Annotated in this window: 15 protein-coding genes; 8 read left to right on the forward strand and 7 right to left on the reverse strand. The window is 62.6% G+C overall.

Annotated features, from left to right (window positions below; all coding sequences use genetic code 11):
* Positions 1 to 110: 110 nt before the first annotated feature.
* Positions 111 to 1,412: an integrase family protein gene (locus tag F3J10_RS07130; RefSeq protein ID WP_044273910.1), complete on the forward strand. Its 1,302-nt coding sequence runs from the start codon at positions 111 to 113 to the stop codon at positions 1,410 to 1,412.
* On the opposite strand, the gene F3J10_RS07135 is transcribed toward F3J10_RS07130, so the two are convergent.
* The 7 genes from F3J10_RS07135 to F3J10_RS07165 all read right to left on the reverse strand — a co-directional run bounded on the left by F3J10_RS07135 (position 1,369) and on the right by F3J10_RS07165 (position 5,371).
* On the reverse strand, positions 1,369 to 1,617 hold the full coding sequence (locus F3J10_RS07135; protein ID WP_017918200.1) for an AlpA family phage regulatory protein: 249 nt from the start codon (positions 1,615 to 1,617) through the stop codon (positions 1,369 to 1,371). The genes F3J10_RS07130 and F3J10_RS07135 overlap by 44 nt on opposite strands.
* Positions 1,614 to 2,111, reverse strand: a complete 498-nt coding sequence (locus F3J10_RS07140; RefSeq protein ID WP_238541276.1) for a hypothetical protein — start codon at positions 2,109 to 2,111, stop codon at positions 1,614 to 1,616. Before F3J10_RS07140 ends, F3J10_RS07135 begins: the two co-directional genes overlap by 4 nt.
* Complete coding sequence (locus tag F3J10_RS07145; RefSeq protein WP_167241743.1) at positions 2,108 to 3,640, reverse strand: pyridoxal phosphate biosynthetic protein PdxJ; 1,533 nt, start codon at positions 3,638 to 3,640, stop codon at positions 2,108 to 2,110. The genes F3J10_RS07140 and F3J10_RS07145 overlap by 4 nt, the downstream gene beginning before the upstream one ends.
* Positions 3,640 to 4,002 (reverse strand): beta-hexosaminidase, encoded by a 363-nt coding sequence (locus tag F3J10_RS07150; RefSeq protein ID WP_240155418.1) that lies wholly within the window; start codon positions 4,000 to 4,002, stop codon positions 3,640 to 3,642. The genes F3J10_RS07145 and F3J10_RS07150 overlap by 1 nt, the downstream gene beginning before the upstream one ends.
* Positions 4,003 to 4,051: 49 nt before the next feature.
* On the reverse strand, positions 4,052 to 4,294 hold the full coding sequence (locus tag F3J10_RS07155; protein ID WP_013698694.1) for a hypothetical protein: 243 nt from the start codon (positions 4,292 to 4,294) through the stop codon (positions 4,052 to 4,054).
* Positions 4,295 to 4,398: 104 nt separating this feature from the next.
* Positions 4,399 to 4,914: a hypothetical protein gene (locus tag F3J10_RS07160; protein WP_167241745.1), complete on the reverse strand. Its 516-nt coding sequence runs from the start codon at positions 4,912 to 4,914 to the stop codon at positions 4,399 to 4,401.
* The gene (locus F3J10_RS07165; RefSeq protein ID WP_167241746.1) at positions 4,868 to 5,371 is read right to left on the reverse strand and encodes a helix-turn-helix transcriptional regulator; all 504 of its coding nucleotides are present in this window, start codon (positions 5,369 to 5,371) and stop codon (positions 4,868 to 4,870) included. The genes F3J10_RS07160 and F3J10_RS07165 overlap by 47 nt, the downstream gene beginning before the upstream one ends.
* 425 nt (positions 5,372 to 5,796) lie before the next feature.
* Here F3J10_RS07165 and F3J10_RS07170 point away from each other — a divergent pair, with 425 nt between their 5' ends.
* From F3J10_RS07170 to F3J10_RS07195, 7 genes are all read left to right on the forward strand, one after another.
* Positions 5,797 to 6,339 carry a hypothetical protein gene (locus tag F3J10_RS07170; protein ID WP_205200188.1) on the forward strand — a complete coding sequence of 181 codons (543 nt, stop codon included), beginning with the start codon at positions 5,797 to 5,799 and terminating at the stop codon, positions 6,337 to 6,339.
* Positions 6,326 to 6,709: a hypothetical protein gene (locus tag F3J10_RS07175; RefSeq protein WP_167241748.1), complete on the forward strand. Its 384-nt coding sequence runs from the start codon at positions 6,326 to 6,328 to the stop codon at positions 6,707 to 6,709. Before F3J10_RS07170 ends, F3J10_RS07175 begins: the two co-directional genes overlap by 14 nt.
* A gap of 158 nt (positions 6,710 to 6,867) precedes the next feature.
* Positions 6,868 to 9,369, forward strand: coding sequence for a VapE domain-containing protein (locus F3J10_RS07180; RefSeq protein ID WP_167241749.1), 2,502 nt, complete (start codon positions 6,868 to 6,870; stop codon positions 9,367 to 9,369).
* 216 nt (positions 9,370 to 9,585) lie between these two features.
* On the forward strand, positions 9,586 to 10,359 hold the full coding sequence (locus tag F3J10_RS07185) for a hypothetical protein (RefSeq protein WP_167241750.1): 774 nt from the start codon (positions 9,586 to 9,588) through the stop codon (positions 10,357 to 10,359).
* A 247-nt stretch (positions 10,360 to 10,606) separates the two neighbouring features.
* The gene (locus F3J10_RS07190; protein WP_167241751.1) at positions 10,607 to 10,801 is read left to right on the forward strand and encodes a hypothetical protein; all 195 of its coding nucleotides are present in this window, start codon (positions 10,607 to 10,609) and stop codon (positions 10,799 to 10,801) included.
* Between the two features lie 112 nt (positions 10,802 to 10,913).
* Entirely contained in the window at positions 10,914 to 11,483 is a 570-nt protein-coding gene (locus F3J10_RS35965; protein WP_205200185.1) for a MarR family transcriptional regulator, read from the forward strand.
* Positions 11,368 to 13,464, forward strand: coding sequence for a terminase gpA endonuclease subunit (locus F3J10_RS07195; RefSeq protein WP_345791192.1), 2,097 nt, complete (start codon positions 11,368 to 11,370; stop codon positions 13,462 to 13,464). Before F3J10_RS35965 ends, F3J10_RS07195 begins: the two co-directional genes overlap by 116 nt.
* Positions 13,465 to 13,473: the final 9 nt, after the last annotated feature.

The raw sequence follows: 13,473 nt of genomic DNA on the forward strand, positions 1-13,473 counted from the left end.
CCGCGACATCTCACTAAATATCGCGGTTCAGCGTAGGTTTTTGCGATCTCGCCGACTAAAACCTACGCTGGTAGAGTGTGGGCTGTGTCAGAAACTTACGCCGAGGAAAAATGCGATTCGACGCACGCGCTGCAAAGCAAATGCAGCCGGGTACACACATAACGATCGACGGTTGTCCGGGCCTTCGCTTGGAGGCAACGGCCACGCGTCGCTCGTGGACTTATCGATATAAATCGCCCGTCGACGGCCGCATGCGACAAACCAAAATCGGCGAGTGGCCGGCGTTGTCGTTAGCTGCTGCTGCGGGCGAATGGGAGAAGCTGCGATCGGCCCGCGAGGCAGGGAGTGATCCAGCACTCGCGAAGCGTTTGCAGGCTAATCCAGCGCTGGGCGTTATGGTAACGCAGGACGGTCCGCTGACCGTGCGGCAGGTGTGCCGCGCTTACCTTGTCGGGCACGTCGAACGCAATCGAAAGAGCAAGGGCGCTGCAGAGGCGAAACGGATGTTCGACACGATGCTCGGCGAGTTCGGTGACCGGATCGCCGAGCAGATTACGCGGGGCCAGGCGTTCGCCCTGCTGGAGTCATATGCGCACATTCCGGTGCAGGCTCGGCGGCTGCGGCAGGAGTTGGGCGCCGCGTGGGACTACGCCCTGGACGCGAGCACCTTGGCCGAGACGACGCCCAATTGGTGGCGGCAAATCATGCGCGGCCGCCTCCGGAGTACCGGCAAACGGATATCTGGCGAGTCCACCGGTACAAAGAAGCGGGTGCTTGCGAATGCAGAAACCGGCCGCCTGATCAACTGGCTACCGAATTTCAGCCGAACCGTGCATGACGCGCTGATTCTGTATCTCTGGACCGGAACGCGCGGCGGCGAGATTGGCGCAATGACTGGTAAGGAAATCAGCGAAGAAGCTGACGGTCTATGGTGGACCATTCCGAAGGCCAAGACGAAGAACGCGAGGCACGCAAATGCGACCGACCTGCGGGTGCCGCTGGTCGGCCGGGCAGAGGAGGTCGTACGGCGACGGTGGGCGAGATACGGGGATGGGTATTTAATTCCGTCTACGAGGGGCGCTCAGACGGAACAGAAGGTGTTTCAGTCGACGGTGTGGATGCACCAGCCCTACGCTACGACGAGACCGGAAATGGAGCGGCCTCGCCTGACCGTTACGCATTGGGCGCCGCATGATCTGAGACGCACGGCTCGGACGATGCTTGCTGCGCTGGGCTGTCCGTTCGAGGTGGGAGAGGCGATCATCGGCCACATGCTGCCTGGAGTCGGCGGCGTATACAACCTGCACAAGTATGACGAGCAGCGTCGACACTGGCTGACGCTGCTCAATGACAAGCTTGAGGAATTGGCTATCGAGGATCGGCGGTCCGGCGCCGGCCAGTCCCGCAATTAGGTGGCGGCAGGTTCTCTGACGCAGGTCGAGTCGCAGCCCATTCCTTGACCTCGCTCGTGAGCCAGCCGACCCGGCGATCCGATATCGAGCGTGGCTTCGGGAATTGCGCCTGTCGCACGAGCTTGTGGATCACGGCTGGCGACAACGAGATTGCGGCAGAGAGCGCGTCGAGGTCGAGGTAGATCGGTTCCATCGCGACGGTCATACGTGCGTCCCTCCTTTGGTCATGGTGTTGCTCACTGTTGTTTCATTGGTTTTCTCGGCCGCCGGGATCGCGCGGCCGAGTTGCATCAATCCCGTTTCCAAGGTGATGCCGGCGGTTGCTGCCCAGGTGCGGGCTTCTTGTGCGGCCTTGTGGCGGGCGAATGAACCGATCTCGTCGGCCATCAGATCCAGCAGCTCGACATCGGCCGCGTGCGAGACCTCGGCGATCAGCGTGCGGATCTCGATGCGAAGGGCATCGAGCCGCGCGAGCCGGCCTTGGCGGGTATCCGCCAAGGCTTTGTTCGTCTGTATAGGTTTGCGCCGCGCGAGCGGCGCCTTCCCTTTCTGGATTGCTTTTGCGGGCGAAAGCCCGCTGCTGTCCGTCTGCATCGACGTCCCGTTGACGCTTACGAGCGCGATAGCCGGGTGATTCGTCGTGCGTTCCCGCTTGCGCGGCAGCGGACGTGGGGTAGAAGGGGCCGGGTGCTGGCTCAATTGGCACCTCCTTTCGGAAAGGGCCATGCGGCATTGGGTTCAAGACCGGGCTTGATTTCGCCTACGGGAAGCGCAGCGTCGAGTAAGGCGCGGCCTGCAGCCAAGCGTCGCTTGTCTTCTATGGCGGTGATCAAGCCGCTGATATCCGGGCGCTGCCCCTTGGCAGTGGCGAGGGTAAATTCGCTCGTCCAGTCAGGGTCTGGCATGTCTGCGACCGTGTTTGCCCATGCGAGGATCCGCGCAAACGCGGTCTGCTCGGCTCGCGTCACGCCCGGCCCCGGCGACTTGATGGACTTGATCAGCAGGGCTGCGCCTGCGTGAATCGCTTGAACGCGGGTCCATGCGGCGTTACTCGCCGATGTCAGTTTGAGCGGGCTGCTTGCGAAACTAGAACCAGTGTTGTACTCGATCGACGAGATCCAGATGCCGTGGGCTGGTTGCGCGACGCGGATGTAAGCGAGCGGCCCCTTGATCCTGTCGGTTCGAGCTGGGCCTTCGAGCGTGTCGGCAGCGTCGCAGATCCCGTTTTCGTTCGGCTCGGTAACGGGCCAGCTTTTTTTGCGGGCAGGCGTATCGAGCATGGCCGCGAGCGGCATCATCGCTCCGTGGACGGCTGCAATGGTAGCTTGCGAAAGCTTGCCGAAGCTGCCATCGTGAAGGACCGCCTGCAATGCTTGCAAAAGTTGCTTTGCCTGCTGCTCGCTGATCTTTGCGGGCGTGCTCAATCGTGCGGACGCTTGCGCTGGCCTCGGCGATTTCTCGGGCAGGTGATTGGGCGGCGCTGCGACGGGCTGTCGAGCGTCTGGCGATGCGTCGAGGTGTTTCTTCGTCACGCGGACCTTGCCGGACTCCGCAGCCTTCGCGGCACCCTTCTGCAGTCGGTCGAGAGCTTTGTCGGCCCCGTGTTCACGAATCTGCTCGATCGCCAGCGTCCCGGCGACGGCGCCGTTGCGAATCATCTGATGCAGTTCGACCGGTGCGCGTTCGAGCAAGCCGACGTCGCGGACTGTTTGGTCTGTGACGTTCAAGCGCTTGCAGATCGCCGTGAGCGTCATGCCGTGAATGTCTCGAAGCTCGGCGACGACGCTCGCCAGTTCGAGCGGCGACGAGCGCTTGCTATCGTTGCTTAGATAGCCGTCAATCACCATTTCCGCGCGGCTGACCGTCTTGGCGTCGCGTACGACAACGGGGATTTTGCCGACATCCTTGCCCGCCTCGATGGCCTTCCCGGCCGCGAGGTAGCGGTGCTGCCCCTTGTATACAAACAGCAGATCCTTGCCATCGACCTTTCGCACGTAGCAATGCAGCGGCGAACCCTTGTCGTAGCCGTTTTCGACGATTAGCGCGGTGAGGTGTGTCACCCACTCGGGATCGACCGGGCGGATGTTGTCGGCAGGGTCATAGTGAAGTTGACCGTAAGGCACCATCCAGAGGTCTGCCGACGTCGCGCCGGCTGCCGCTGCGGCTGCTTTCGCGGTGCCAGTGGGGATTGGCGCAATGAGGTCGAGGTGACGTGTCCGGTCGTCCATCACGCAGTCTCCATCACCGACCGACCATGGCCGTTGGTGCTCTGCTTCGCCTTCTTGATCGCCATCGCTGCCGCTTTGCCCGCAGCGCGCTTTTTGTCGCGCAGTCGCTTCACCGCCTGAGCGCAGTCGCACTCGGACGGAATCGACATCTGCGTGCCGGCGATCTCGTTCCCGTCGAGGATCGAATACAGCGTGTTCAGACTGTCGGGGATAGGGCGGCAGCGGACAAGGTACCTGCCAACGCGGATCTGCGTGGCGGTTCGATTGGCGTTGCGGTCGTAGCTTGCAACGCTACGCAATCCGAGGGTGTCTCTGCGAACGGTGTCGAAGTGAAGGCGGGCTTTGAGCTTGGTGCGCGGCATGGTCATGTTCTCCATGGCGCCGGGGAGTACCCCGGCATAAGCAGGGCTGTCAGGCGGTAAGGTGGCGTGCGGCCGGCTGTGCTTCGGTCGGTGAGGACGGCTGTGCCTCGTACGGCGCGTCCTGCGCGAGGTCGACCGCGATGATCAGGAGCACCGCAACAACCGCGACGCGAACGATCGTGGATTTCTCAAAGTTGCTTTGACTAGCTGCTTCGGACGTAACCACGCGCGGCGCTTGTTCGTCACGGATTCGCTTCTGGCGTTCTTCGGTGTACAGATCGGTAGTGTTCAAGACGGTTTCTCCGGGTTACGCGGCATTGCGTAGCCCGGAGGTTAGTCTTTTATGGCTTACGCAGTCAAGTCTTTAAAGACTCTTCAAAAGAAGATAGGAGCATATCAAATATGGAAATCAGGCTTATTTGACTTGATCGAATCGGCGCTACTTTTTGTGCGGGCGGCCACGCCAGCTACCAGTTGGGCAAGGACGGACAGTGCAACGTCGATCCAAGGGATGACGTTGATATATGTGGCGGCCAGGATGGCAGTCGAAAGGAGGGGAAGTAACTTTGCAAACCCGGCTTGACCGCTGTGTGAGGGCCGTTTGCTACTGCTTTTTTCGATGTGCCGCGTGATGCGGCGCAGGCCGGATTGGATGGCGGGTGCGAACTGAGGCTCAATCCCGGCCCCGGATATCGTAACTTCGCCATCCTCTGACAGGAGCACGGCGGCGTAAGCGACGATTGGGACGTCTCGCGAATTGAGTTCACCTAATAAGGCGTTCCGGGCGAAGGCTGCCCGCTCGCGGGTGGAGTTTTTTGAGGAGGTCGGTGGTAGTTTGTGTTTGCGTGCTCGATAGACAGACAAATCAGCGATGCCGGCGCTTTCCCTCGTTTGCGTGGCTTTGGTTCTCATGAATGCTCAACGTTTTGTTTGATAATGGTTGTTGAGCTACCCGACGAACCGCGTCGGCCTGAGCGGGCGTCGCAGGAATACGTTCTGAAAAGTTCAGCGGCTCTTCGGTCTGGCTACGTGCCGTGCCGCTGGCACTTACGACGAATTCGATGTACGACTCGATTTTCTTCTTGTCCTCTTCCGACAAGCGGCGGACGGCGTCCATATCGTAGTGCAACGTCGACCCTTGAGATTGCTCTTCCGAGATCAAATCGATCAATGGCACGCCGAGCGCGGTCGCAACGGCTTCGACGTGCCCGAGCTGAGGGTCAGCCTCATTCTTCTTCATGCGCCCGACCGTGCGCTGTGCCAGTCCAGCCCGAGCGGCGAGCTTCCCCTGGGTGTTCAGTATCGGGTGTGCGTCCATCAACGCTGACAGCTTGTCGGCGAGGATCTCGCGTGCGGATCTCTTGTTCATTGACTGATGTTGCCGAATATGGCTAGACATAAGTGACTATTGTTGCGATTCCTCGATCTTGAAAAGAAGTCATAAAAGACTTAACATCGGGCTTACATAGAAATTGGGGAGCGCTATGAGTCGGGGTGCCGGTGAATGGTTGACGTTCGTTGTCGACAGCTTGCGAGCGAGTAAGGGGAGGTGGCGCCAGATCTCTGCCGATACAGGCGTGCCGTACGACACCTTGACGAAGATCGCGCTTTCGCGTGTGTCCGACCCGCGAGTGTCCAACGTTCAGGCGCTGCACGACTACTTTGTGGCTGCCGAACCTTCCATGTCCAAGCGAGTTTCCTCGTCCGCAGTTGACCCTGCTGCGATGTGCTGAATCGTAAGCCGCCGCCTTCTGCCGCAACAGCATGAAAGCGCCGCTATCTCAAAACTCCAATATGACCTGCCGATACGACAGTACCGAATGGCTCGACGTGCTCTACACGTCCGTGCGCAATACGCCGGGTGGCGTTGCCGACGCCGCGAATCACCTCACGAATCGACGCGGAAAGAACATCACGCCCGAGTCGCTGCGCCTTCGTCTGCGTGGCGTCGGCGACAGCCGGCTCTCGATGGAGATGTTCGAGCTGCTGGTCGAGTGGATGCAGGAAAAGGCCGAGGCGAGCGCGCACGCGCTCGACGCCTTGCACGCCTTGAATGCGCGGTTCGGTCTCGTCGCCGAGGCAGTCGACGAGCAGAGCGTGGACGACGCGGGCGAGGGCAGTGCGATGCGGCTGGTCTCCACTGCCTTGAGCCTGCAAGCGCATGTCGGGCTCGTTGCCGACGATGTCACGCGCGTTATGGTCGATCGCCGTATCGACGACAACGATGCGGAGAAGATCATCGCGACGGGACGGAAGGGGCAGCGTCTGTTTCAACGCCTGATTCATGCGGCCCGCAACCTCGCAGCCCGACGTCGGCGCCGCCATGGATCGAATTGAACCGGGTATGGGCTGCTGCCGCATAGCGCGGGAGCATGTTGGCCTGTCCTGCGATCGCGGGCAGCAACTCGCGTGTGGTCGAACCGCGCTGGCTTGTCGCCTGGACAGGGCGCCCGAGGATGCGGGGCGCCTGTTCAAGTCGTTGATGTCAACGTTCCCCGATCGCCTCGCGATGTTTGCCGACGAGGCAATCCAGGCCGGCCGTGTCGATGCCTTTGTGCGCGTCGCCGCGCGCGTGTGCGCCGCGCTTCCCACCAAAGCGGAACGCCATTCGTTCCGTGATCAGTTCGCCGGGTGCATACCGGCGGATGACCTGTCCGCGTTCGATACCCAGATGGCCGCCGAGTGGCGCCGCCTGCGCGGCAAATAACCGGAGACCAAAGTGACTTTAGAGCGTGTGAGCCGCGCATTGCGTCGGCGGCACTCGGTGCCGCTGCGTAAATCGATCGGCGTGAATGTCTATGCCGCCGGCCGTAAGGCTTGGCGTTCCACCCTGCATCAAATTGAACTGGAAAGGAGAATTGCGGAATGTCGTCGCTAGACCAGATTCGCGCGCAGTTGGCGGCAGCGGGTCATCCTGAGCTGCCTGTCGGACACCCTGTTGCGGACGGCAAGCACCATCGATACGGTCCCCGCAAGAAGTATTGGTATCAACTGCGCGAAGTCGTGAGCAAGGGCGCTGTCATCGGCTACTCGGGCACCTACGGCTATTTCTCCGGCGACGATCCCGGCACCGAGCGGTTCCAGTGGGCCGGTGCGCCCCTGAGCGACGAGGTGCTTGCCGAAACGCGGCGCCGCCAGGAAGCGGCCGAGCGCGAGGAGAGCGAGCGGGCGGCCCGCCAGGCGCAACTGGCGGCCAACCGCGCACGCAGCCAGTGGGACCGAGCGAGCGACGTTGGCGCATCCGCCTATCTGGAGCGCAAACAGATCACGCCCGAGGGTGTGCGGTTCGACGCGGACGGCACGATGTTCGTTCCGATGTACCGCTATGAGGCCGAGGGGCGGCTCGTCGGTCTGCAGAAGATCACGCCGAACGGCGAGAAGCGCTACAACAAAGGCATGGAGAAGAAGGGCGCCAGCCGGCTGCTCGGCAGCATCGGCGCCGAGGACAAGATGGTGCTGGTCACCGAGGGGTACGCCACCGGGCGCTCGATCCGTATGGCGACGCGTGAAGCCTTCGCGGTGTCCGTCTGCTTCGACGCGGCCGGCATCCAGTCGGCGGTGCAGGGGCTGCGTGCGGCCTTTCCGGCGGTTCATATTCTGGTGTGCGCCGACGACGACTGGAAGATCGAGCAGCGCCTGCGCGAATGGCTCGTCGAGGAGTTCGGGTTTCGCGGTGAGCTGACATACGGGGCATCGCCGATCAAGGTCGAGGCGAAGAACACGTGGTACATGCTGGCCGCGCACAAGCGTGTCGACGACAACGGTGTGCAATTCGTCGAGGCGACATACGGCAACGACGTGATGCCGCTGCGTCGCAAGCGCTTCGAAAACACGGGCCTTAAACGCGCTCACGAGGCGGCAGCCGCGGTCGACGGCGTGTCGGTCACCTATCCGACGTTCGCCGATCGCGGCGATCGGAAGCTGACCGACTTCAACGATCTGCACGTCGAGGAAGGGCTGGAAGCCGTCGAGCGGCAATTGCATGCGGCGATTCGGGCCGTCCTCGCGCCAGCCGATGACGAGCAGCAGCCCGCCGAGGTCGTGCCTGCCGAGCGCGCGATGCAGCCGGCCGCGACGTCCGCTGCCGCAGAGGAGCAGGAGTGGGACGGACGCGAAGCGGAGAACGGTGCCTTCACCTGGGAGGAGAGCCTTGCGAGATCGGACAAGGGCACGCTGCTGCCCACGCTTGGCAACGTCCATCTGATCCTGTCGAACCATGCAGAGTGGCGCGGTGTCATCGCCCAGGATGATTTTGCCGGTCGGGTAGTCAAGCGCCGCGTGCCGCCGTTCGGGCAGGGGGCGCTGGGTGAATGGACCGACATGGATGACCATCGCAGCACGCTTTGGTTGTCGCAGAAGTACGGCTTGAACGTTCGGCCGGACATCGTCATGAATGCTGTCTTGCTCGTTGCCGATGCCACGCATTTTCACGACATCCGCGAGTACCTGAACACCCTGGAATGGGATGGCGTCGAGCGCGTGAAGTCGATGCCCTCGACGTACCTGCATGTGGCCGATAGCGAATATGTCCAGTTGGCATTCATGAAGTGGATGATCGCCGCCGTCGCGCGTGTTATGCAGCCGGGCTGCAAGGTCGACAACGTCTTGATTCTCGAAGGGCGGCAGGGCTGGCGGAAGTCGACGGCGCTGAAGGTGCTGGCCGGCAAGCAGTGGTTTACCGATACACCGATCCAGATCGGCAACAAGGATACCTACGCCGTCATGGCCGGGAAATGGATCATCGAGCTGGCCGAGCTGGATTCGCTCAACAAGACCGACTCGTCGGCCGCCAAGAGCTTCTTCGCGACGGAGACGGACCGATTCCGCAACTTCTACGGCAAGCGAGCGACCGACGTCCATCGTCAGTGCGTGTTCGCGGGCTCGGTCAACTTCGATGCCTACCTGAAGGACGAGTCGGGTAACCGGCGGTACTGGCCGCTGCGTTGCGGCGGTCTGGTCGACATTGACGGCATCGCACGCGCACGTGATCAGCTTTGGGCCGAGGCGGTCCACCTGTATCGGCAGGGCGTTGTGTGGCACGTCACGGAGGCCGAGCGGCCCCTCTTTGAGGTCGAGCAGGCCGAGCGCTACGAGGGCGACGTGTATGAGGACGTGATCGGCAAGCAGATCGCGCATTCCAGCCGTACCACGATGGAGGAGATCCTGCGCGACGTGCTCAGGCTGGACTCGTCGAAATGGACGCTGCCCGAGCAGCGGCGTATCGGCAAGGCGTTGAAATCGCTTGGATGGGTGCGCAAGCGCGAGTCGACCGGATCGCGCGGCTGGTACTACGTGCCGGACGAGGAGCAGGAGGCGGAGCCGGTGCTGGAGGCAGTGTGCGCGGGCGACGACGACAGCCCGCTATGAGCGAATGGCGCGCTGTGCCGGCATGTCCGGCGCGCTTTGGCGCCGGCCTTGGCGCGCTTGGGACGTCCCAATGTCCCAACGTCCCAAGAGCCCGCCTCGGGCGCGCGTATGTGCCTGCGACGTGCGCGACGTAGGCAGCGCATGTCGCGCGGGCGCGCGCCCCTGCAAGCCTTTTTCTTTGGGACATTGGGACGTTGGGACGAATAGGAGAGTGAAATGATCGATTTGAAGGAGCGGGCAGGTGTGGCAATGAGCGTGCGTGGTCAGTTCACCGACCCAATTGCCGATCCGAAAGTTACTTTGGGCGCACTCGCCTTTGCGAACGATCTCGGTCGTTTGCTGACCCGAATCAAGGCCGGCCCGCAAGCGACGCCAGCGATGATTCGACGAGCAACGTTGCTGTTGGCGCAGATGATCCGGACGTCGGGCAGGTTCAAGCGGGCGCGATTCACGGGCTATACACGCGATGAGCGTCGCGATCAGCGTTCCGGGCATGCTGTCGAGCGCGCAAACGTCGACATCGTCGAGCGGTTCGCGCTGCGCTTGCTGGACGAGTGGGTGAACGATCAGTGTGTCGAGTGCGAGGGGCGCGGCGTCGTGCGTCGAGCGCGTGCCGTTACGACGGCGACCCATGCGTGCGATTCATGTGGAGGAAGCGGAAAGGTGTGCGTGTCTGAGGAGCGCATTCCGTTCTTTGAAGGGCGTAGCGGCCCGGTTGTCTTTCGGGAATACGAACCATGCGACGACTGCGGCGGGATGGGGCGGATCGCGGCATCGCCTGTCGCGGATGCGAAGGGCCGGCACATTTGCCCTGAATGTTCAGGCTCGGGGAAGCGGCAGATCGACGACGCGGGCCGAGCCCATGCACTCGGTATCTCGCTCATCGACTATCGCCGCAACTGGTCGTGGCGCTTCCACGACATGCTCGCGCTCCTCGATGGCGTCGATGGTTCGGTATCCGACACAATGCGTCGGCAATTGCGAGGATGAAACGTATTCCATTTCAAGAGCGGATCGCTTACACTCTGCATGTCCTTTACCGAGTCACTGGACACATGAGCGACCGCATACTCGTGTCGCAACCTTCGCCCGACAGGCGTACTGAATCGCGGGAGCGCCGCGACCAACAACGATAACTGTCTGTCGGGAACTGTTGGGAGGGCGTTCGCCCTCACGAAATGAATATCAAAGCCCTGAGCGCGAAAGCCCTCGGGGCTTTTTGCATTGGGGCGCCGAAATGCGAATCGAATCAACAGGGGCGGGCCTGGACGAGTTCTGGTCGGCATCGGATGAGTACGGTCGTCTGGACTACGTTACCGCGCGCACCTTCGACCTGGGCGATGTGGTTGATCGTATCGCGTGGGCGATGGAGCGGGCCGGCGTGGCCGGCGTGACCGAGCGGGCGGCAGCAGCGGGCATGCCTACCTTTTAGGCAGGGCACCCCTGCTCAGAAAGTGGGCGGGGACCCCCCAGCAGGACGGACATGCGGGGGCTCGCACCCGCGCTTTTTCTCTACTGGCGACATACCAAGGGGGGTCATATTCATGCCCACTCAACTACAGATCGCCGAGCATCTGGATCTCGACCAATCGGCTGTTTCGCGGTTCGTCGACAAGATCCGGCTCGACTACAAGGCGGCGTCGATCGATGAGATCCGGGTCGCATATATCCGGCACCTGCGCGAGGTCGCGGCCGGCCGCGCGAGCGGGACCGGCATCGATCTGGTGGCCGAGCGAGCGATGACCGAGCGCGTCGATCGCGAGATCAAGCTGCTGACGCTGGCCGAGAAGCGCAGCCAGTTGGTCAACGCGGCGCAACTCGAACAAGCGTACGGCCAGATGGTCGGCGCATTTCAAACCGAACTGCTGGCTCTGTCCGACAAGATCGTGCAGGAGCTACGCACGCTGTACGGCGTCGAGGTGGACGTTGAATGGCTAAACGAGCATGTCTATGGATGCCTTGAGCAGCTTTCTCAATACGAGTCAGACGGTCCGCGAGGTGATTCGTCGGCTGGCGTTCCTGCTGCGCCCGCCCGAGCGGATCGGGACGACGGAATGGGCGCGCAAGCATCGGCGGATGAGTGCGAAGGCGACGGCGACGCCGGGACGGTATAACCCGAACATCACGCCTTGGGTATTGGGTATGCACGACGCGCTCGACGATCCGACCGTGCAGAAAGTCGTGTGCATGAAGTCGGCGCAAGTCGCCTGGACGGACGGCGTGCTGCTGAACTACGTCGGCCGGCGCATCGACGTCGACCCGTGCCCGATGATCATCATGTTCGCGAAGGAGAAATCGGCCAAGAAGTTCAACATGGAGAAGTTCGAGCCGATGGTCGAGGTGACGCCCCGGCTGTCGGCAAAGCTGCCGGTCCACGCGGCCCGCGACAAGAACAACCTCTGGGACCACAAGACCTACCCGCGCGGCTTCCTGAAGTTCATCACTTCGAACGCGCCGGACGACGTGAAGTCGACGCCGGCCCCGGTGGTCGCGGTGGAGGAGCCCGACGACGCGAACGCGAACGTGCGCGAGCAAGGCGACTCGATCACCCTGCTGGAGGAGCGCAACAAGAGCTATTCGGACAGCCGGCGCAAGGTGATCTTCGGTGGCACGCCGACGGTCGACGGCTTCTCGCGCATCCAGCAGGCGTATGGCGGATCCGATCAGCGTGTGTATCTGGTGCCGTGCCCGGACTGCGGCGAAGAGCACGAGCTGGCCTGGGAAAACGTCACGTGGAGCGACGACGCCGAGGTGCCGCATGAAGTGTTCGGACGAGCGCGGCCCGACTCGGCCCGCTACGTCTGTCCGCACTGTGGATCGCTATGGGACGACGCTGCGCGGATCCGCGCGGTGCGTAAGGGGCGCTGGATGGCGACGGCGCCGTTTTTCGGCGTGGCAGGTTTCCGGCTCAACGAACTGGTGTCGCCATTCCCTGGCTCGCGTATGGCGGAGCTGGTCAAGAAGTGGCTCACGGCCGAGAAGGCGCTGCTCGCGGGCGACGACACGAAAATGCGGGCCTTCGTGAACAACTCGCAGGGGCGACCCTACAAGTACAAGAGTGACTTGCCTGAGCTGGATGAGCTGGCCGAGCGCGCGATGCCCTACGCGGCATTCACGGTGCCGGCCGGCGGTCTGCTGCTGACGCTGGGTGTCGACGTGCAACACGATCGGATCGCGCTCGTTCTGCGCGCATGGGGGCGGGGCGAGGAAAGCTGGCTGGTCGTATGGGACGAGATCCACGGCAACGTGCTGCACCAAGACGAGAATCCGCTCGACGGTGGTGTATGGGGTGCGCTGACCGAGATGCTGATGAGTGGCTATCGCCACGAGACCGGCGGTGTGCTCCGGATCCGCGCGATGTCGATCGACTCGTCGGACGGCTCGACGTCGGACGCCGTCTACAAGTACGTGCGAGCCGCGCGGCGAGCTGGCCTGAACGTCATGGCGATCAAGGGCAGCACCGATGCGAACGCGGAGGTTTTCAGCGTACCTAAGCAGTCGGTCGACTCGACGCGGAACAACAGCAAGGCGGCGAAGTATGGCTTGCGCCCGTTCATGGTGGGCGTGAGCAAGGCGAAAGACCTGATTCTCGAGAATCGTTTCAAGCTGGACGGCGAGGGGCCGGGGCGCATGCACTGGTATGTCGGGGTGCGCTCCGACTACCTGTCGCAAGTCACGGCCGAGGTGAAGGTTCCGGGGCGCATCGGTTCGAAGCGAGTCTGGCAGAAGAAAGCCGGCGCCCGAAACGAGGCGCTGGACTGCGAGGTCTACGCCCTGCACGCGGCTCGCAGCGTGAAAACGCACATGATGACGGAAGCGCACTGGAGCGTGGAGCAGGTCCGCATCTCGCAGTCGTCGTTGTTCGAGGCGGTGCCGATTCTCGACGCGCTGCCGTCTGCGTTGCGGATCGAGGAAGTGCCGGATCCGCCGGCCGAGTTGGTGCCGTCCGAGACTACGGAGCCGGCGCCGACGCAGCCGGTGCCTACTCAGCCGGTGCCGCAGCAAATCAAACCCGCCGAAACCCCGCCACCGAGCGGGGTTTCGCGCATTCAGGGGCGTCGCATGGGCCGGTCGAGCTATCTCGGGCGGCGCTAGGAGGTAGAG

The organism is Burkholderia sp. Cy-637, assembly GCF_011753175.1.
In the GTDB taxonomy this organism is placed as follows: Bacteria; Pseudomonadota; Gammaproteobacteria; order Burkholderiales; family Burkholderiaceae; genus Burkholderia; species Burkholderia gladioli.